Raw genomic sequence first — 16,515 nt, forward strand, 5'->3', positions numbered from 1 at the left:
TTACGGATTGCAAGGCGGCCATCAACTGGTATAGATTTGATCCAGACCGCCTGCCGTGGCTATTTCCGGCAGCTTTCGTGGCGAGCGCGCGATGCGCCCGTCGTCCACGCTCACCGATCCAACCGACCGACACGATGACCGCCCTCTCCCGGATTCCCGCTTTCGATACCGCCGAAACGGCCGCGCTACTCGACTACCCGGCGCTGCTCGCCACGCTCACGCACACCGTCGCCGAATACGCGGCGGGCGAGATCGTCAGCCCCGAACGGCTCGTCGTGCCGCTGCAGGGTGGCGGCGTGATGCTGTCGATGCCGTCGAGCGCGCGCGACCTCGCGAGCCACAAGCTCGTGAACGTGTGCCCCGGCAACGCCGCGCGCGGCCTCCCGACGATCCTCGGCCAGGTGAGCGCGTACGACGCGACGACGGGCGAGATGCGCTTCGTGCTCGACGGCCCGACCGTCACCGGGCGCCGCACGGCGGCCATCACCGCGCTCGGCATCCAGGCGCTGCACGGCGCCGCGCCGCGCGACATCCTGCTGATCGGCACCGGCAAGCAGGCGGCCAATCACGCGGAAGCGCTGGCGGCGATCTTTCCGGACACCCGCCTGCATGTGCGCGGCTCGCGCGCCGACAGCGCGGCCGCGTTCTGCGCCGCGCACCGCGCGCAGGCGCCGCGGCTCGCGCCGCTCGACGGCGACGCGATTCCCGATGCGATCGATGTCGTGGTCACGCTGACGACGAGCCGCACGCCCGTCTATCGCGAAGCGGCGCGCGAAGGCCGCCTCGTGGTCGGCGTCGGCGCGTTCACCGCGGACGCCGCCGAGATCGACGCCGACACCGTGCGCCACAGCCGGCTCGTCGTCGACGACCCGGCCGGCGCGCGCCACGAGGCCGGCGACCTGATCGTCGCGCAGGTCGACTGGCAACAAGTCGCGTCGCTCGCCGACGTCCTGCGCGGCGCATTCGAGCGGAGCGGACCGCTGCTGTTCAAGACCGTCGGATGTGCCGCATGGGATCTGGCCGCGTGCCGCACGGCACGCGATGCGCTGGACGCGCGCCTGGGCGGCTGATTCCACGGCGGCGACGGCCGACATCCGCCTGCGCGCCCCACGGCTGGCGGCCCGCCCCGCGCGCCGCCGCCGCTTTCGCCCACGCTTGTAGGAATCGCCCTACAACGCGTCGAAGCGGCCTACACAAACTTCCAATTCGGCCGATTTCATTTTCGGCGGCGCACCACGATACTGCGGGCATGAATGCCAGCCTGTCACCCGCCGTCGCGCTCAGGGTGTTCCTCGTCGATCACGCCGTCGCCGTGCGGCAACGCATCGCGCTGCTCGTCGGCGCGATCGGCGGCGTCGTGGTCGTCGGCGAAGCGGAGGACGGCCAGGACGCGTGGACGCACATCCGCAGCAGCCGCGCGGACGTCGTGATCGTCGACCTGCGGCTCGCGGACGGCAGCGGTCTCGAGCTGATCGGGATGCTGTCGAAGGCCGCGCCGCCCGTCGTCACGATCGTGCTGACGAACCACTCGGCGCTTGCATTCAGAGAGGCATGCGCGGCGGCCGGAGCCGATTATTTCTTCGACAAGACCGCCGAATTCGACGCCGCATGCCGCGTCATCGAATCCCTGGTGCGCGCTCGCGCGCACCGCCCCTGATCGAGCCGGAGTGATTCATGTCTACCGCCTTCGCCACCGCCCCGCCCGTCGCGGCTCGGCCACCGATGCCGCTTCACGCGGTCGCACGCGCCGATACCGCCAAACATCCGGCCGCGCGCTGCTCCGTCTGCGCGATGCGCTCGATGTGCCTGCCGCCCGATCTGACCGCGGACGAATACGGCCGCCTCGACGCGATCATCTGCTCGACCCGGCACGTTCGCCAGGGTGACTCGCTGTTCCGTACCGACGACCCGTTCCAGAGCATCTATGCGGTGCGCGCGGGCTCGTTCAAGACGGTGATGATGCATCGCGACGGCCGCGAGCACGTGAACGGCTTCCAGATCGCCGGCGAAACGCTCGGCATGGACGGCATCGGCAGCGGCCGGCACTGTTGCGACGCGATCGCGCTCGAGGACAGCGTCGTGTGCATCATCCCGTTCGTCGCGCTCGAAGCGGCGTGCCGCGAAATGAAATCGATGCAGCATTTTCTCTATCAGATGCTGAGCAGCGAGATCGTCCGCGAATCGAGCCAGATGCTGCTGCTCGGCACGATGTCGGCCGAGCAGCGCGTCGCGCATTTCCTGCTGAACCTGTCGTCGCGCTTCGAGGCGCGCGGTTATTCGGCATCGGAATTCAACCTGCGGATGACGCGCGAGGAAATCGGCTGCTATCTCGGCATGAAGCTCGAGACGGTGAGCCGGATGTTCTCGCGGTTCCATCGGGAGTCGCTCGTCGAAACGCGCGGCAAGCGCGTGCGGATCATCGACGCGCAGGCGCTCGCCCAGGTCTGACGGCAGCGCGTGCGGCCGGCATCATTGCGCGGCGGCACCCGTCTTGACCTGACGTAACGCAACGGCTTCGGATTCGTCCGCGTGCCACGCGGACAGCGCCTGTTCGGCATGCGCGAACGCGCGGCGCATCGTGTCGTTCACGTCGTGGCCGGTGCTCGACGGCAGCGATGCCGGCGCGCGATCGCGCATCAGCAGTTCGAGCCGCACGTCGTAGGTCCGGTCGCCGTCATCGCTCGTGCGCGACTCGATCGTCAGCCGGCAATCGGCGAGCCGTGCGCGGAATCGTTCGAGCCGCACCAGTTGCGCCCCCGCCTCGGCTTCGAGTGCGGCGTACCCCGTGAATCCGACGCAGACGATCTGCATGCCCACGCCCATGGGGCGCCTCCTGACGAGATCGGTGCCCGTCGACCGCGTACCTGTCACTGTGTATCCCTGTCCCGTACGCGGCGCGATGACCGACGCGGCGTTCACTGCCCGTGGCAGCCCCACCTGCGCGCAACCATCGGCGCGAGAGAATTCATACGCTGAATGTCTGCGACGCCTTCATTTCGATCCACGTCATCCCGGCCCGCAGCCCTTCGATCGCCGCCTCGTGCTCGGTCGGATACGCGTGACTGTGTTCGAACGTGTGATGAAAACGCGCCGCCCCCGTGCCATGCTCGACGGACACACGACAGCGGAACTCGCCGGATTCGCACGGTCGCGTCTCGATCTCGACCGACCAGTCGCGTTCATGAATCGTACCTTGCAGTGTCATGCGCCCTCCTGCGGGATCAGTCGTCCTCGAGCCGGAAATGACCGCTATGCAGCAGCACCGGCCGTCCGCCGATTTCTTCGAGCATCCGTCGTGCCATCGCATCGATCGCCGACCGATGCGCTTCGAACGCAGCAAGCAGATCCCGCTCGAGCAGCGACGGCGCGCCGAAATGATCTTCCAGCGCTTCGGCCGTGATCGCGCACTGCACACAGCGACCATCGACCAGCGCCGAAAATGCGACAACCAGATCGCGTCCGCAATATTCGGGCGGTTCCGGTGGAAAGGCAATCTGCATCTGTCCGCCTGTCATCGTCGTGACGATCCCATGACATGAGCATAGCCGCCTGCACGGCCGCACGCTTGACCCACGTCAACGGCTTCGCTGCGCCGCACGATGCGGCGCCCTTCGCTTGGCGTGGAGCGGCGTTCAGCCCGCGTCCGCGTCGATTGCCGCACCGCGCTCGGCCAGCAGTTCGCGCAGCACGCCGCGATGGCAGCGGCGTTCGTCCTCGCAGTAGCAGCCGATCGAGAACGCGCTCGTCGCCGACAGCGCGGCCAGCAGGTCCAGCACCTTCGGCGCGTCGCCATGCGCCATTTCCGCGCGAAAGCGGCGCGTGAACGCGCGCCATTCGGCGTCGGTTTCGGCCGCCAGCGCCTGCGCGACGAGCTCGGGACTCGGCGACAGCGTCGGCAACCATACATCATAGTAGTTGCGCGATGCGAATTCCGCCTTGGGTACGCCGCGCGGCGGTCGCCGCACCGTGCCGATCCTCAGGCCCTCGCCGGCCGCGCGCGGCGTGCCGAGCCGTACGATTCGAATTGCCATGCCGCTCCTTCGTCCTGCGTTCGAGCTTCCATCGTAGCGCCGCGCCGCCGCCGCGCAACAAAAAACCGGCTGACTCCACGAAGGAGGCAGCCGGTTTCGGCGAAACGATCGGGCGCCCGAAGGCGTGCGGTCAGACGCCGCTCTTCAGCACCTTGCCGATCGCTTCCGCGACGATGCCGACGTTCGAATCGTTCAAGCCCGCGACGCACATGCGGCCCGAACGCAGGATGTACACGCCGTGCACTTCGCGCAGCGCGTCGACCTGGGCTTCGGTCAGGCCCGTGTACGTGAACATCCCGCGCTGCTTCACGTAGCGCGTGAGCGCTTCGCCGCCGACGTGGTCGCGCAGGCCGTCGTGGATCGACTGGCGCATCCGCGCGATGCGGCGGCACATCGCCGCGAGCTCTTCTTCCCACTGCTGGCGCAGCGCCGGCGTGCTGAGCACCGTCGCCACGACCTTCGCGCCGTAGGTTTGCGGGTTGCTGTAGTTCGAGCGCACCGCGCCGGCCAGCTGGCCCAGCACGCGCTCGGCCGCGGCCGCATCCTCGCAGACGACGCTCAGGCCGCCGACGCGCTCGCCGTACAGCGAGAAATTCTTCGAGAACGAGTTCGCGACGAGCGCCGGCACGCCGCGGCGGGCCAGTTCGCGCACAGCGAACGCATCCGCGTCGAGGCCCGCGCCGAAGCCCTGATACGCCATGTCGACGAACGGCAGCAGCCCGCGCGCTTCGATCACGTCGATCAGCTTCTCCCACTGGCCTTCGTCGAGATCGACGCCGGTCGGGTTATGGCAGCACGCGTGCAGCAGCACGATGCTGCGCGCCGGCAGCGCGTCGATCGCCGCGAGCATCGCGTCGAACTTCAGGCCGCCCGTCGCTTCGTCGTAGTACGGGTACGTGTTCACCGTGAAGCCGGCGCGCTCGAAGATGAAGCGGTGGTTTTCCCAGCTCGGATCGCTGAGCCACACCTGAGCGTCCGGGAAGTAGCGCTTCAGGAAATCGGCGCCCACCTTCAGCGCGCCGGAGCCGCCGAGCGTCTGCACGGTCGCGATGCGGCCGGCCGCACGCGCCGGGTGATCGGCGCCGAACACGAGCGCCTGCACGGCGTCGCGGTACGCGGCGAGGCCGACCATCGGCAGGTAGGGTTTCGGGCCGAGGTCGCGCTGCAGCGCGGTTTCGGCTTCGCGCACGGCACCCATCACGGGAATCCGGCCTTCGGCATCGAAATAGATGCCGATGCTCAGGTTGACCTTCTGATCGCGCGGATCTTTCTGGAAGTTCTCGTTGAGCGTCAGGATCGGATCGCCCGGGTACGCGTCGATGTGTTCGAACATGGCTATGTCGGTCTCGTCTGGAAGGATGGTCGTGGTGCCCGTGTCAGCGCGCGGACGCGCCGTCGCGCATCGCGTAGCCCGCATTCTTCTGACGGAAGCGATACCCGATCGCGAGCACCGCGAGCCATACGGGGATCAGGTACACCGACAGACGGAGATCCGGCGTCAGGTACATCACGACGAGAATGCCGGCCATGAACACCAGGCACAGGTAATTCGTGAAAGGATAGCCCAGACTGCGGAACGAAGTCTGCTCTCCGGCGATGCGCTTGGCCTGGCGGAACTTCAGGTGGATCAGCGTGATCATCGCCCAGTTGATGATCAGCGCCGACACGACGAGGCCCATCAGCACCTCGAACGCCTTGCCCGGCATGAAGTAGTTGACCAGCACGCACGCGCCGGTCGCGAGCGCCGACGCGCCGAGCGCGGCGAGCGGAATGCCGCGCTTGTTCACCGAGCACAGCACCTTCGGCGCATTGCCCTGCTTCGCGAGGCCGAACAGCATCCGGCTGTTGCTGTACACGCCGCTGTTGTAGACCGACAGCGCGGCCGTCAGCACGACCACGTTCAGCACGTTCGCGACCAGGTTGCTGCTCAGCGCATGGAAGATCAGCACGAACGGGCTGCCGCCGGTGACGACCTTTTCCCACGGATACAGCGACAGCAGCACCGCCAGCGCGCCGATGTAGAAAATCAGGATCCGGTAGATCACCTGGTTGGTCGCGCGCGGAATGCTGTGCTTCGGATCGTCGGCCTCGGCCGCGGTGATGCCGATCAGCTCCAGCCCGCCGAACGAGAACATGATCGCCGCCATCGACATCACGAGCCCCGACACGCCGTTCGGGAAGAAGCCGCCGTGCTGCCAGAGGTTCGCGATGCCCGCCTCCGGCCCCGCGTGGCCGCTCGCGAGCAGCCAGCCGCCGAAGCCGATCATCCCGACGATCGCGGCGACCTTGATGATCGAGAACCAGAATTCCGTCTCGCCGTACGACTTCACGCTCGCCAGGTTCAGCAGGTTGATCGCGACGAAGAACACCAGCGCGGACACCCAGGTCGGCACGCCGGGCCACCAGTACTGCACGTAGATCCCGACGGCCGACAGCTCGGCCATGCTCACGAGGATGTACAGCACCCAGTAGTTCCAGCCGGACAGGAAGCCGGTGAAGTGACCGACGTATTTGTCCGCGAAGTAGCTGAAAGAGCCGGCCACCGGCTCGTCGACGACCATCTCGCCGAGCTGGCGCATGATGAAGAACGCAACGACGCCGGCCACTGCGTAGCCGAGCAGCACGGACGGCCCGGCCATCTTGATCGTCTGCGCGATGCCGAGGAACAGCCCCGTGCCGAGCGCGCCGCCGAGCGCGATCAGCTGGATGTGCCGGTTCTTCAGCCCCCGCTTCAGGCCGTCCTTCTCGTTTCCAGAAACCATGTCTTCTCCATGTTGCCCGCCTCCGCCGGAAGCGGTGCGGCACGCCTCGGTGTGCCGGGCGTTGTTTTGCTGTGCCGGCGGCCGTTCGTGGAGCCGCCGGGTTGGGGACTGCGATCTTCGCGTGGTGACGCCCGATTCCCGTCGGCAGGCCCGCCAGCCCGGCCGCCGACCGTCGTCCTCGCCCGCGTCGCCGCGGCCGCGCACGAAAATCCGGCGTCAGTTTAGCGTCGCGACGGCGAAATCGGGTTGCGTAACCCGCTCATGCAAACCCTACATTATGAGATAAAATTGCACCCCGGAGACAGACGAGGAAACAAAAATGCCTGAACCGGTTCTCGATCGCATCGATCGCCACTTGCTGTCGGTATTGCAGGAGAACGGCCGCGCGTCGAACCTCGACCTGGCCAAGGCCGTCGGCCTGTCGCCCGCGCAGACGCTGCGGCGCCACCGCCGGCTCGAGGAAATCGGCGCGATCCGCCGCTACGAGACCCGTCTGTGCCCCGATACGCTCGGCTTCGGCGTCACCGCGTTCGTGCACGTGACGATGGAGCGCGGGCATATCCGCGACCTGTCGAAGTTCCAGAAACTCGTGTCGGATCTCGCGCAGATCCAGGAATGTTTCTCGGTGACGGGCGATATCGATTACGTGCTGAAGGTGGTCGCGCATGACCTGAAGGGGCTGTCCACGTTCCTGCTCGAAACGCTGATGCGCATTCCTGGCGTGAGCGGCGTGCATTCGAGCGTGTGTCTCGATGAAATCAAGTGCACGAGTGCGATGCCGTTGGAAAGTTGATCGGCGGCCGCGCGCTGCCGCGGGCAGCGGGTCCGCCCGTCGTGCTCACCGTACCGCCTCGAACGCGCTGATCAACAGCGCCCCGCAAGCAATCACCAGACACCCGCCAGCGCGACGCGGCGTCAGCCGCTCGCCGAGATACACACGCGCGATCAGCGCCGCGAACACCACGCTCGTTTCGCGCAGCGCCGACACCGGCCCCATCGGCGCGCGATCCATCGCCCAGATCACGATCCCGTACGCGAGCGCCGCGAACACGCCGCCGCCCGCGGCCTTCGCCGTCTCGCCGATATCCTGCGTAAGCCGCAGCGGCCCCGCCCGCAGCCGGTAATACGCGGCCATGAGCAGCCCGGTCAGCACGAACATCCACCCCGTATAGCCGACCGTGCTGCCGCTTTCCCGCACGCCGATCCCGTCGACCACGCTGTACGCGGCGATCGATACGCCGGTCGCGAACGCGGTAAGCAACACGGGCGCCATCCGGTGTGGCGCGCCCCGCCCGCGCTCGAGCCCGATCGCCAGAATGCCGGCGCAGATCAGCACGAGTCCGCATTGCGCGCCCACGTTCAGGCGCTCGTCCGCGAACACTGCCGCGCCCAGCGTGACGAGCAGCGGCGCGGTGCCGCGCGCGACCGGATACGCGACGCTCAAGTCGCCGTGCTCGTACGCGCGCACCAGCAGCAACGTATAGACGACGTGAAGCACCGCCGACGCGACGACGCAGGCCCAGCTCGCGGGCGTGATCGGCGCGGCGCCCGGCAGGAACAGCAGCGCGAACAGCCCGATCGCGATCTGCAGCACCGTGGCCGAGCGCAGCCGGTCGCCGCTGCTGCGCACGAGCGCATTCCACGACGCATGCAGGAACGCGGCACACAGGACGGCAAGCAGAACGGGGATCGGCACGTTGAATACTCGCTGACGGCCGGCAACGCGAAATCGTTGCCGGGGCCGATCATCGTATGAATGTGTCACCGAATTGTCAAAAAAGCCGCTGCACGACCTCGCGGCCCGCCCGGCGCGGCATAGACGGCGACGACCGCGCCCGCCGCCGAATGTGTCGCGCCGGTTGCATCGGCCCGTGCCTTTCCACTGTCTTTCGCGCCGCGTCGCGCCGTAATGGAATCGATACCGCGGCGCAACCCTGGCGAAACCGCTTCGCCCCCATATCTTCATACCGGGCTGTTTCAATGCCGGTGCTCCATCACGAGCCCCGCGCCGAACCGAGACGACGACGGGGCCGCTCTCCACCATCGACCACCTCACCTGGAGTTTCCCGATGTTCCGTCAAGCCTTGCTCGTCACCGCCTGTGCAGCCGCAGCGCTTGCGCTGTTCGCCTGCGGCGGCAGCGACGATCCGACGTCGACGCCCGCGGTGTCGTCGCAGGATGCGCTGCAGACCGCCACGCCGATCAAGCACGTCGTCGTGATCTACGGCGAAAACGTGTCGTTCGACCACTACTTCGGCACCTACCCGAACGCGTCGAACCCGTCCGGCGAACCGGCCTTCACCGCCAAGCCCGGCACGCCGACGATCAACGGGCTGACGGGCACGCTGCTCACCGCGAACCCGAACTTCACGAACACGGCCAACGGCACCGACGCCGCGAACCCCTTCCGCCTCGACCGCACGCAGGCCGCGACGGCCGACCAGAACCACGCGTACACGGCCGAGCAGCAGGCCGAGGACAACGGCCTCGCCGACCTGTTCCCGAAATACACCGGCAAGGGCTCGTCCGGCGGCGCCGGCGCATTCGGCACGAAGGGTCAGGTGATGGGCTACTTCGACGGCAACACCGTCACCGCGCTGTGGAACTACGCGCAGCGCTTCGCGATGAGCGACAACGCGTATACGACGGTCTACGGCCCGTCGACGCCGGGCGCGCTGAACGTCGTGTCGGGGCAGACCAACGGGATGCAGATCGTCAAGACGTCGAAGCAGCCGTCGACGCTCGCCGCCACCTCGTACTACATCAACGACGGCCAGGGCGGCTTCACGATGATCAACGACGTCGACCCCGGCTTCGACGTGTGCTCGAGCACGACCGACCAGGCGATGATGAGCGGCAAGAACATCGGCGACCTGCTGAACGCCGCGAAGATCACGTGGGGCGGCTTCATGGGCGGCTTCAACCTGTCGACGACCAACGGCAACGGCACGACCGGCTGTAACCGCAGCACGGTCGCCACCGCCGTGAACGCGGCGACGGCCGACTACATCCCGCACCACAACTGGTTCCAGTACTACGCGTCGACCGCGAACCCGCAGCACACGAGGCCGAGCAGCGTCGCGGCGATCGGTTCGAGCGTCCAGGCCGACGGCAAGACGGCCGAGCCGGCGAACCACCAGTACGACAGCGACGACTTCTTCGCGGCCGTGAAGGCCGGCAACTTCCCGTCGGTCAGCTTCCTCAAGGCGCCGGCCGCGCAGGATGCGCACGCGGGCTACTCGGATCCGCTCGACGAGCAGGCGTTCGTGACGAAGGTCGTCAACTTCCTGCAGCAGCAGCCCGACTGGAAGAACACGGCCGTGATCGTCACCTATGACGACTCCGACGGCTGGTACGACCACGCGTACACGGCGCCGACCCACGCGTCGTCCGATGCGGTCGACCAGGTGAACGGCAACGGCGCATGCGGCTCGGGCGGCACCACCGGCGTGAACGGCCGCTGCGGTCCGGGTGTGCGCATCCCGCTGGTCGTGATCTCGCCGTACGCGAAGCAGAACTATGTCGACCACACGATGATCGACCAGGCGTCCGTCGTGCGCTTCATCGAGGACAACTGGCTCGGCGGCCAGCGCATCGGCGGCGGTTCGTTCGATGCGACGGCGGGCGACCTGCGCGGGCTGTTCGACTTCGCGTCGAAGCCGAATACGGCGCCGCTGTATCTCGATCCGACGCAAGGCACCGTGCTGAGCGCGGCGCCGTCGATCTGACCGGCATTGCCTGACCGGTAGCAGCTAGCAGCAAGCAGCAACAGGCCGGCGCATCGTGCGCCGGCCGTTTCCATTCAACGCGCCGCCTTTACGCCGCGCCCGACTTTCGACCGCCAGCATGACAGCTCGTCCCGCGTTCCCGTCTCCCGACGCATCCGGCGCCGCCGCGCCGCGTTCCCCTGCCCGCATGCTGCGCCGCGCGGCGTTCGTGCTCGGCGCGGCCGTGCTCGGCTACGGCGCGTTCGCGATCGCGTTTCCGGCCCGCACGCCGGCGGCGATCGGCGACGTCGTCGCCGACTGGACGGGCACGAATCCGCATCCGGTCGTGCTTCAGCGCCCGGCCGCGCAGCCGCTGTCCGCGGTCGCGCAGCTCGGTCGTGCACTGTTCGCCGATCCGTCGCTGTCGGCCTCCGGCAAGCAGTCGTGCGCGTCGTGCCACAGCCCCGACCATGCATACGGGCCGCCGAACGGGCTCGACGTGCAGCCGGGCGGCCTCGCGATGACGCAGCAGGGTTATCGTCCGCCGCCGTCGCTGATGTACCTGTATCGCCAGCCGAATTTCAGCATCGGCCCCGATGCGGGCGAAAACGACGCCGCGCCGAGCGTCGCCCAGCAGGCGGCAGCCGCAGCCGGCGTCGTCAAGGCGCAGAAGGTGGCCGGCACGTCGGCCGCGCCGCAGCTCGTGCCGCAGGGCGGGATGTTCTGGGATGGCCGCGCCGATACGCTGCAGCAGCAGGCGTTCGGACCGCTGCTGAATCCGGTCGAGATGGCGAATGCGAGCGTCGACGACGTCGCGCGCAAGCTCGCGCAGTCGTCGCATCGCGCGCAGTTCGAGCAGTTGTTCGGCGCGCGCGTGTTCTCCAGCCCGCAGCTTCTGGTGTCGGAGGCGATGTTCGCGATCGCGCGGTATCAGGTCGAGGATCCGTCGTTCCATCCGTACAACAGCAAGTACGATCGCTGGCTCGAGGGCCGCGCGCGCCTGACGCGGGCCGAGTTGCGCGGGCTGAGGCTCTTCAACGATCCGGACAAGGCGAATTGCGCGGGCTGCCATCTGTCCAGGCCCGGCAAGGACGGCCTGCCGCCGATGTTTACCGACTACCAGTACGAGGCGCTCGGCGCGCCGCGCAACCGGGCGCTCGCGCAGAACCGCAACCCGGCGTTCCACGATCTCGGCGTGTGCGGGCCGTTCCGCGAGGACCTGAAGGACCAGACGCAGTATTGCGGGATGTTCCTCACGCCGACGCTGCGCAACGCGGCGACGCGCCAGGTGTTCTTCCACAACGGCGTGTTCCATACGCTCGACCAGGTCATGGCGTTCTACAACGAGCGCAGCATTTCGCCGCAGAAGTTCTATTCGCGCGGCGCGGACGGCAAGGTCGACGAGTACGACGATATTCCGCCGCAGTACCGCGCGAACGTCGACGTGACCGATGCGCCGTTCGACCGCAAGCCGGGCGACAAGCCCGCGATGACCGAGCAGGACATCAAGGATATCGTCGCGTTTCTCGGCACGCTGACCGACGAGCCGGCTCGCTGAGCAGTCGCCGTTGCACTAGCGGAGCAGCGCAACGTTCTCGTCGATCCGACGCTGAATGTGCATCAGGGTCTCGTCGGTGATGGCCCGCTGATAGTCGCGCGTCGCAATGGCCGACCATCGGCTGGCCACCGAGCACATTCGGTCGATCATGTCGCCGGCCCCCGCGGGGGAAATCTCCGCCTCCTTTGCCAGCCCGAGCAAGGCCGCTCGGTCGATCTGCAGGGCCTCGCCCATGACGTCCATCTGGTGATAACCGCCCGGTCCCTCGCAGAATGTCACGTCATAAGCCGGCGCGAGCTTCCACTCGCCGGATCGCGCCATGATGTACGCGAAGTTCTTGGGATGATCGTCCCGGTTGTTGAATGCGACGTTGAAGACCGCCCGCTCGAACGCCCGCGCCTTTTCCCGGACGTCGTTGGTGCACATGTGGGTCGCACGCAGGAAATTCACGTAATCCAGCGCACCCGGCGTTTTGTAATCGGCACCGGTAAACGCGGCAACGCTTTGCATGGGTACGCGCAGACCGTCCCGTCGATCGAAACGCCTGGACGCAAATGCCGCCATCCCGCCAGGCAAATCGAAATGCAATGTGTCGGGGGTTTCGATGCCGCACATGCGCAAGCACTCGGCGTAGACCATCTCGATGGCGCACACCTCCGGATGCTCTTGCCGCGCCGGAAACTTGACCAGCCACGCTTCAAAACCGGCCGCGGCGGCCGTGGTAAAGACGCCGGAGCGCGGATCGCGATAGACCAGCGCCTTCGGCCTTGCGCCTTGCGGAGAACCGCCGACCTGCAGCAACTGATGAAGGAACGCTCCGCCTTCACCATCGAGCACTTCCTGTACCTCGGCCGCGAGCCGATCCAGAGGAATATTCGGCTGCGGCTCCTGGATCTCGGGCGCGACGGGTTCGAACGACATGGCTCCCATCGCATGGCTGCCAATGTAAGCCAGACGCTCCAGCGGCCCGATGCGTGCCGCGTTGAGGCCGCGGCGTTTGAACAACCGATCCATCAGCAACATGCCCCACCCGTCGGGCAGCGCGTCGTAGACAGGCCCGGGTAGCCCTAGCTGATGGGACGGAAAATCCTTGCGCAGCCTGCTCCCATGCACGGGGAGTGCATAAGCCGACAGCTCGAGTCCTCTCTTGCGTGCGTCATCGCTATATTCGAATACGACCAACGGGCGCCCCGTGATGGCCGTCGTCGAGACCAGCGATCCCCACAGCCAGTGCTCCCCCCAGCCGTCGTAGTAGACATCGACCCGCTCAATCATTTCTCGTCGTCCTCTTGACGCGCTGACGTTTGGCGCTCTTTTCATACCGGTGAACATCGTCCAGGCTATCGAGCTTCGGCAGGAACAGCGCTTCGAGTTCCTTGCTTCGTCCAAGAACCATGGCGACACGAATGACCGTTTCGAGGCTCACATTGCGTCCGGCTTCCAGGTTGGACACGGTATTGGCGCCGACGCCGGCACGCGCGGCCACGTCGGCCTGGGTGAGTTGCAACGCCAATCGCTCCGTGCGAAGCCGCTCGCAAAGGAGTGTGACGATTTCAGCGGGCTTGCGAAAGCTTAATTCCAACATAGTGTGTCTTGTGGCGCCATATGGCACATAACTCACAATATTATAGAGTTAACGCGTTAGCATGCCCAAGAACTGTAATTCCCTGATATTGGGTGTTACAGGCGCATATACCGTCACTAGCACCAATGAAGCGGAATTAACTCCTGATGGACGGATGCCCCGTCATATCGCGCCGCGTTCTTGATGGCACAGGCGACACGCCGTTCGCGCCCCGCGTTTTCCCCTACTTCGAACACCTTGACGCCACCCGCCCCATCGACAACACTTTGCACATCTCAAGTGTGATCACAGATCGCAGATCAAACCCAGGAGAATCCCGGCCTTGGCACCCCGTATCGTCCCGCCCGCACTGAAAGTCATCGAATCGGAAACGATGGCCGACAAGGTCTACCAGCAACTGCGCGAAGCGCTGATGAGCGGCCGTTTCGCGCCCGGTCAGGCGCTGAGCCTGCGCAGCGTCGCCGAGGCGGTCGGCTCGTCGACGATGCCCGTGCGCGCCGCGCTCACGCGGCTGCGCGCCGAACGCGCGCTGGTCGACGGTCCGAACCGCGCGCTCGTCGTGCCACCGATGACGCTCGACATGCTCGACGAACTGCGCGACGTGCGGATCGCGCTCGAAGGATGCGTCGCCGAACGCGCGTGCGCGCGGATGACCGACGCGCAGATCGCCGCCGTGCGCAAGACCTGTGAAACGATGCAGGCGCAGGTCGAGGCCGGCCGTTCGCGCGCCTACCTGCAGAGCAATTTCGCGTTCCACAGCGCGATCTATGCGCACGGCGCGAGCGAAAGCACGCTCGCGATCGTCGAGAACCTGTGGATGCGCGTCGGGCCGTTCCTCAACATGGTCGCGCTCGATATCCCGCACATGCGGCGCTCGATGGATGCGCACCGCGCGATCGTCGACGCGCTCGAACGGCGCGACGGCACCGGCGTACGTGCCGGCATCGCGCTCGACATCGGCGGCGCCGCGCACGATCTCGCCGAAACGCTGCGCGCCGAGCAGACGCCGCGGCGCGCGAACGCGAAGCCGTAGCGGCCACCTTCCGCGGCAAGCAGCCCACGACGCGCGCCGCACCCGATAACTTCAACGATGGAGACAACCCGGCATGACAGCTTCCGACCTGCTGAAACCCTATGACGGCCTGCGCGTGCTCGTGACGGGCGGCGCGTCGGGCATTGGTCTCGAGATCGCCGACGCGTTCGCCGAATGCGGTGCGCGCGTCCACGTGTGCGATGCGTCGCAAGCCGCGATCGCGGCGCTGGCGGACCGGCCGTCGCGCGCCGCGATCAGTGCGACGCTGGCCGACGTATCCGATCCGGCCGCGGTCGAGCGCGTGTTCGCGGACATAGCGACGACGCTCGGCGGCCTCGACGTGCTCGTCAACAACGCAGGCATTGCCGGCCCCACGGGCGGCATCGACGAAATCGATCCCGTGCAGTGGGAGCAAACGATCGCGATCAACCTGAACGCGCAATTCCAGTTCGCGCGGCGCGCGGTGCCGCTCCTGCGTGACGCGAAGCACGGTGGCGCGATCATCGCGCTGTCGTCGGTCGCGGGGCGGCTCGGCTACGCGTTCCGCACGCCCTATGCGGCGACCAAGTGGGCCGTCGTCGGTCTCGTGAAAAGCCTCGCGATCGAGCTCGGGCCGCTCGGCATCCGCGTGAACGCAATCCAGCCCGGCATCGTACGCGGGCCGCGGATGCGCCGCGTGATCGAAGCACGCGCGCAGCAGCTCGGCATCGGCTACGACGAGATGGAGAAGCGCTATCTCGAGAAGATCTCGCTGCGACGCATGACGGATCCGGCCGAAATCGCCGCGACCGCGCTGTTTCTGTGCTCGCCCGGCGGGCACGGCATCACCGGGCAGGCGATTTCCGTCTGCGGCAACGTCGAAGTGCTCTGACGCCTCCTGCGTCGCTCATCGTAAGGAATCCTCTCGTGGCAAACGCTCGCAAAGTCATCATCACCTGCGCGCCGACCGGCGCGATCCACACGCCGTCGATGTCGCCGTACCTGCCCGTCACGCCGCATCAGATCGAGACGGCCGCCGTCGCGGCCGCGCAGGCCGGCGCCGCGATCCTGCATCTGCACGCCCGCAACCCGTCGGACGGCAAGCCGACGCAGGACCCGACCGTGTTCGCCGAATTTCTGCCGCGCATCAAGGCGCAGACCGACGCGGTGATCAATCTCACGTCGGGCGGCAGCCCGCACATGACCGTCGACGAACGGCTGCAGCCCGCGCTGCATTTCCAGCCCGAAATCGCATCGCTGAACATGGGTTCGATGAACTTCGGACTCTATCCGATGCTCGAGCGCTTTCGCGAACTGAAGCATCCGTGGGAACGCGAACACCTCGAGAAGAGCCGCGATCTGGTATTCAAGAACACGTTCGCCGACATCGAGACGATCCTCACGCGCTGCGGCGCGAACGGTACGCGGTTCGAGTTCGAGTGCTACGACATCTCGCACCTGTACAACCTGGCGCACTTCGTCGACCGCGGGCTCGCGAAGCCGCCGTTCTTCGTGCAGAGCGTGTTCGGCCTGCTCGGCGGCATCGGCGCGCATCCTGAAGACCTGATGCACATGCGCCGCACGGCAGACCGCCTGTTCGGCCAGGACTACGTGTGGTCGATTCTCGGCGCGGGCCGCAACCAGATTCCGCTCGCGACGATCGGCGCCGCCCAGGGCGCGAGCGTGCGGGTCGGACTCGAGGACTCGCTGTGGATCGCGCCCGGCCAGCTCGCCGAATCGAGCGCCGCACAGGTACTGAAGATGCGGCAGGTGCTCGAGGGGCTGTCGCTGGAGATCGCGACGCCGGCCGAGGCGCGCGCGATGCTCGATCTCAAGGGTGGCGACGCGGTCCGGTTCTGA

At 67.0% G+C, this 16,515-nt stretch carries 18 protein-coding genes; 9 read left to right on the forward strand and 9 right to left on the reverse strand.

Annotation, left to right across the window (positions count from 1 at the left end; all coding sequences use genetic code 11):
* Window positions 1–134 precede the first annotated feature (134 nt).
* The 3 genes from lhpI (at window position 135) to FFI87_RS23555 (ending at window position 2,448) form a co-directional block, all read left to right on the forward strand.
* A complete protein-coding gene (lhpI, locus tag FFI87_RS23545; protein WP_138848836.1) occupies window positions 135–1,070 on the forward strand; it encodes a bifunctional Delta(1)-pyrroline-2-carboxylate/Delta(1)-piperideine-2-carboxylate reductase in 936 nt (311 codons plus the stop codon).
* Between the two features lie 179 nt (window positions 1,071–1,249).
* Entirely contained in the window at window positions 1,250–1,657 is a 408-nt protein-coding gene (locus tag FFI87_RS23550; RefSeq protein WP_012366031.1) for a response regulator, read from the forward strand.
* Between the two features lie 17 nt (window positions 1,658–1,674).
* Window positions 1,675–2,448, forward strand: a complete 774-nt coding sequence (locus FFI87_RS23555) for a helix-turn-helix domain-containing protein (protein ID WP_138848835.1) — start codon at window positions 1,675–1,677, stop codon at window positions 2,446–2,448.
* Between the two features lie 21 nt (window positions 2,449–2,469).
* Here FFI87_RS23555 and FFI87_RS23560 read toward each other — a convergent pair whose 3' ends face one another.
* The 6 genes from FFI87_RS23560 to FFI87_RS23585 all read right to left on the reverse strand — a co-directional run bounded on the left by FFI87_RS23560 (window position 2,470) and on the right by FFI87_RS23585 (window position 6,793).
* Window positions 2,470–2,823: a hypothetical protein gene (locus FFI87_RS23560; protein ID WP_012366029.1), complete on the reverse strand. Its 354-nt coding sequence runs from the start codon at window positions 2,821–2,823 to the stop codon at window positions 2,470–2,472.
* Window positions 2,824–2,965: 142 nt separating this feature from the next.
* Window positions 2,966–3,205 carry a hypothetical protein gene (locus tag FFI87_RS23565; protein ID WP_006752669.1) on the reverse strand — a complete coding sequence of 80 codons (240 nt, stop codon included), beginning with the start codon at window positions 3,203–3,205 and terminating at the stop codon, window positions 2,966–2,968.
* Between the two features lie 16 nt (window positions 3,206–3,221).
* Window positions 3,222–3,515: a DUF1488 domain-containing protein gene (locus tag FFI87_RS23570; protein WP_011658772.1), complete on the reverse strand. Its 294-nt coding sequence runs from the start codon at window positions 3,513–3,515 to the stop codon at window positions 3,222–3,224.
* A 117-nt stretch (window positions 3,516–3,632) separates the two neighbouring features.
* Window positions 3,633–4,031 carry a DUF488 domain-containing protein gene (locus tag FFI87_RS23575; protein WP_011658771.1) on the reverse strand — a complete coding sequence of 133 codons (399 nt, stop codon included), beginning with the start codon at window positions 4,029–4,031 and terminating at the stop codon, window positions 3,633–3,635.
* A 130-nt stretch (window positions 4,032–4,161) separates the two neighbouring features.
* Complete coding sequence (locus tag FFI87_RS23580; RefSeq protein ID WP_138848834.1) at window positions 4,162–5,364, reverse strand: amino acid aminotransferase; 1,203 nt, start codon at window positions 5,362–5,364, stop codon at window positions 4,162–4,164.
* A 43-nt stretch (window positions 5,365–5,407) separates the two neighbouring features.
* Entirely contained in the window at window positions 5,408–6,793 is a 1,386-nt protein-coding gene (locus FFI87_RS23585; protein ID WP_012366026.1) for an amino acid permease, read from the reverse strand.
* A 319-nt stretch (window positions 6,794–7,112) separates the two neighbouring features.
* Here FFI87_RS23585 and FFI87_RS23595 point away from each other — a divergent pair, with 319 nt between their 5' ends.
* The gene (locus FFI87_RS23595; protein ID WP_006759289.1) at window positions 7,113–7,586 is read left to right on the forward strand and encodes an Lrp/AsnC family transcriptional regulator; all 474 of its coding nucleotides are present in this window, start codon (window positions 7,113–7,115) and stop codon (window positions 7,584–7,586) included.
* Between the two features lie 45 nt (window positions 7,587–7,631).
* Here the strand turns inward: FFI87_RS23595 and FFI87_RS23600 are convergent, their stop codons facing one another.
* A complete protein-coding gene (locus FFI87_RS23600) occupies window positions 7,632–8,489 on the reverse strand; it encodes an EamA family transporter (protein WP_138848832.1) in 858 nt (285 codons plus the stop codon).
* 373 nt (window positions 8,490–8,862) lie between these two features.
* Between FFI87_RS23600 and FFI87_RS23605 the strand changes: the two genes are divergently transcribed.
* Both FFI87_RS23605 and FFI87_RS23610 read left to right on the forward strand, forming a co-directional pair.
* On the forward strand, window positions 8,863–10,521 hold the full coding sequence (locus tag FFI87_RS23605) for a phospholipase C (protein WP_138848831.1): 1,659 nt from the start codon (window positions 8,863–8,865) through the stop codon (window positions 10,519–10,521).
* A gap of 118 nt (window positions 10,522–10,639) precedes the next feature.
* A complete protein-coding gene (locus FFI87_RS23610; protein WP_138848830.1) occupies window positions 10,640–12,058 on the forward strand; it encodes a cytochrome-c peroxidase in 1,419 nt (472 codons plus the stop codon).
* Window positions 12,059–12,073: 15 nt separating this feature from the next.
* Here the strand turns inward: FFI87_RS23610 and FFI87_RS23615 are convergent, their stop codons facing one another.
* Window positions 12,074–13,333 (reverse strand): type II toxin-antitoxin system HipA family toxin, encoded by a 1,260-nt coding sequence (locus tag FFI87_RS23615; RefSeq protein ID WP_138848829.1) that lies wholly within the window; start codon window positions 13,331–13,333, stop codon window positions 12,074–12,076.
* Complete coding sequence (locus FFI87_RS23620) at window positions 13,326–13,640, reverse strand: helix-turn-helix transcriptional regulator (protein WP_324251717.1); 315 nt, start codon at window positions 13,638–13,640, stop codon at window positions 13,326–13,328. The genes FFI87_RS23615 and FFI87_RS23620 overlap by 8 nt, the downstream gene beginning before the upstream one ends.
* Before the next feature lie 325 nt (window positions 13,641–13,965).
* On the opposite strand from FFI87_RS23620, the gene FFI87_RS23625 reads away from it, so the two are divergent.
* The 3 genes from FFI87_RS23625 (at window position 13,966) to FFI87_RS23635 (ending at window position 16,515) form a co-directional block, all read left to right on the forward strand.
* Window positions 13,966–14,676 (forward strand): GntR family transcriptional regulator, encoded by a 711-nt coding sequence (locus tag FFI87_RS23625; RefSeq protein WP_138848827.1) that lies wholly within the window; start codon window positions 13,966–13,968, stop codon window positions 14,674–14,676.
* A gap of 73 nt (window positions 14,677–14,749) precedes the next feature.
* Window positions 14,750–15,547, forward strand: a complete 798-nt coding sequence (locus tag FFI87_RS23630) for an SDR family oxidoreductase (protein ID WP_012366020.1) — start codon at window positions 14,750–14,752, stop codon at window positions 15,545–15,547.
* A 35-nt stretch (window positions 15,548–15,582) separates the two neighbouring features.
* Entirely contained in the window at window positions 15,583–16,515 is a 933-nt protein-coding gene (locus tag FFI87_RS23635; protein ID WP_138848826.1) for a 3-keto-5-aminohexanoate cleavage protein, read from the forward strand.

It is taken from the genome of Burkholderia sp. KBS0801 (assembly GCF_005937855.2).
In the GTDB taxonomy this organism is placed as follows: domain Bacteria; phylum Pseudomonadota; class Gammaproteobacteria; order Burkholderiales; family Burkholderiaceae; genus Burkholderia; species Burkholderia ambifaria.

Bases quoted from the DNA above. Each gene is read 5' to 3' on its own strand.
- FFI87_RS23605 (WP_138848831.1), top strand. From the start codon at position 8,863: ATGTTCCGTCAAGCCTTGCTCGTCACCGCCTGTGCAGCCGCAGCGCTT.
- FFI87_RS23575 (WP_011658771.1), bottom strand. From the start codon at position 4,031: ATGGCAATTCGAATCGTACGGCTCGGCACGCCGCGCGCGGCCGGCGAG.
- FFI87_RS23555 (WP_138848835.1), top strand. From the start codon at position 1,675: ATGTCTACCGCCTTCGCCACCGCCCCGCCCGTCGCGGCTCGGCCACCG.
- FFI87_RS23610 (WP_138848830.1), top strand. From the start codon at position 10,640: ATGACAGCTCGTCCCGCGTTCCCGTCTCCCGACGCATCCGGCGCCGCC.
- FFI87_RS23630 (WP_012366020.1), top strand. From the start codon at position 14,750: ATGACAGCTTCCGACCTGCTGAAACCCTATGACGGCCTGCGCGTGCTC.
- FFI87_RS23565 (WP_006752669.1), bottom strand. From the start codon at position 3,205: ATGACACTGCAAGGTACGATTCATGAACGCGACTGGTCGGTCGAGATC.
- FFI87_RS23615 (WP_138848829.1), bottom strand. From the start codon at position 13,333: ATGATTGAGCGGGTCGATGTCTACTACGACGGCTGGGGGGAGCACTGG.
- FFI87_RS23570 (WP_011658772.1), bottom strand. From the start codon at position 3,515: ATGACAGGCGGACAGATGCAGATTGCCTTTCCACCGGAACCGCCCGAA.
- FFI87_RS23550 (WP_012366031.1), top strand. From the start codon at position 1,250: ATGAATGCCAGCCTGTCACCCGCCGTCGCGCTCAGGGTGTTCCTCGTC.
- FFI87_RS23595 (WP_006759289.1), top strand. From the start codon at position 7,113: ATGCCTGAACCGGTTCTCGATCGCATCGATCGCCACTTGCTGTCGGTA.
- lhpI (WP_138848836.1), top strand. From the start codon at position 135: ATGACCGCCCTCTCCCGGATTCCCGCTTTCGATACCGCCGAAACGGCC.
- FFI87_RS23580 (WP_138848834.1), bottom strand. From the start codon at position 5,364: ATGTTCGAACACATCGACGCGTACCCGGGCGATCCGATCCTGACGCTC.
- FFI87_RS23585 (WP_012366026.1), bottom strand. From the start codon at position 6,793: ATGGTTTCTGGAAACGAGAAGGACGGCCTGAAGCGGGGGCTGAAGAAC.
- FFI87_RS23560 (WP_012366029.1), bottom strand. From the start codon at position 2,823: ATGGGCGTGGGCATGCAGATCGTCTGCGTCGGATTCACGGGGTACGCC.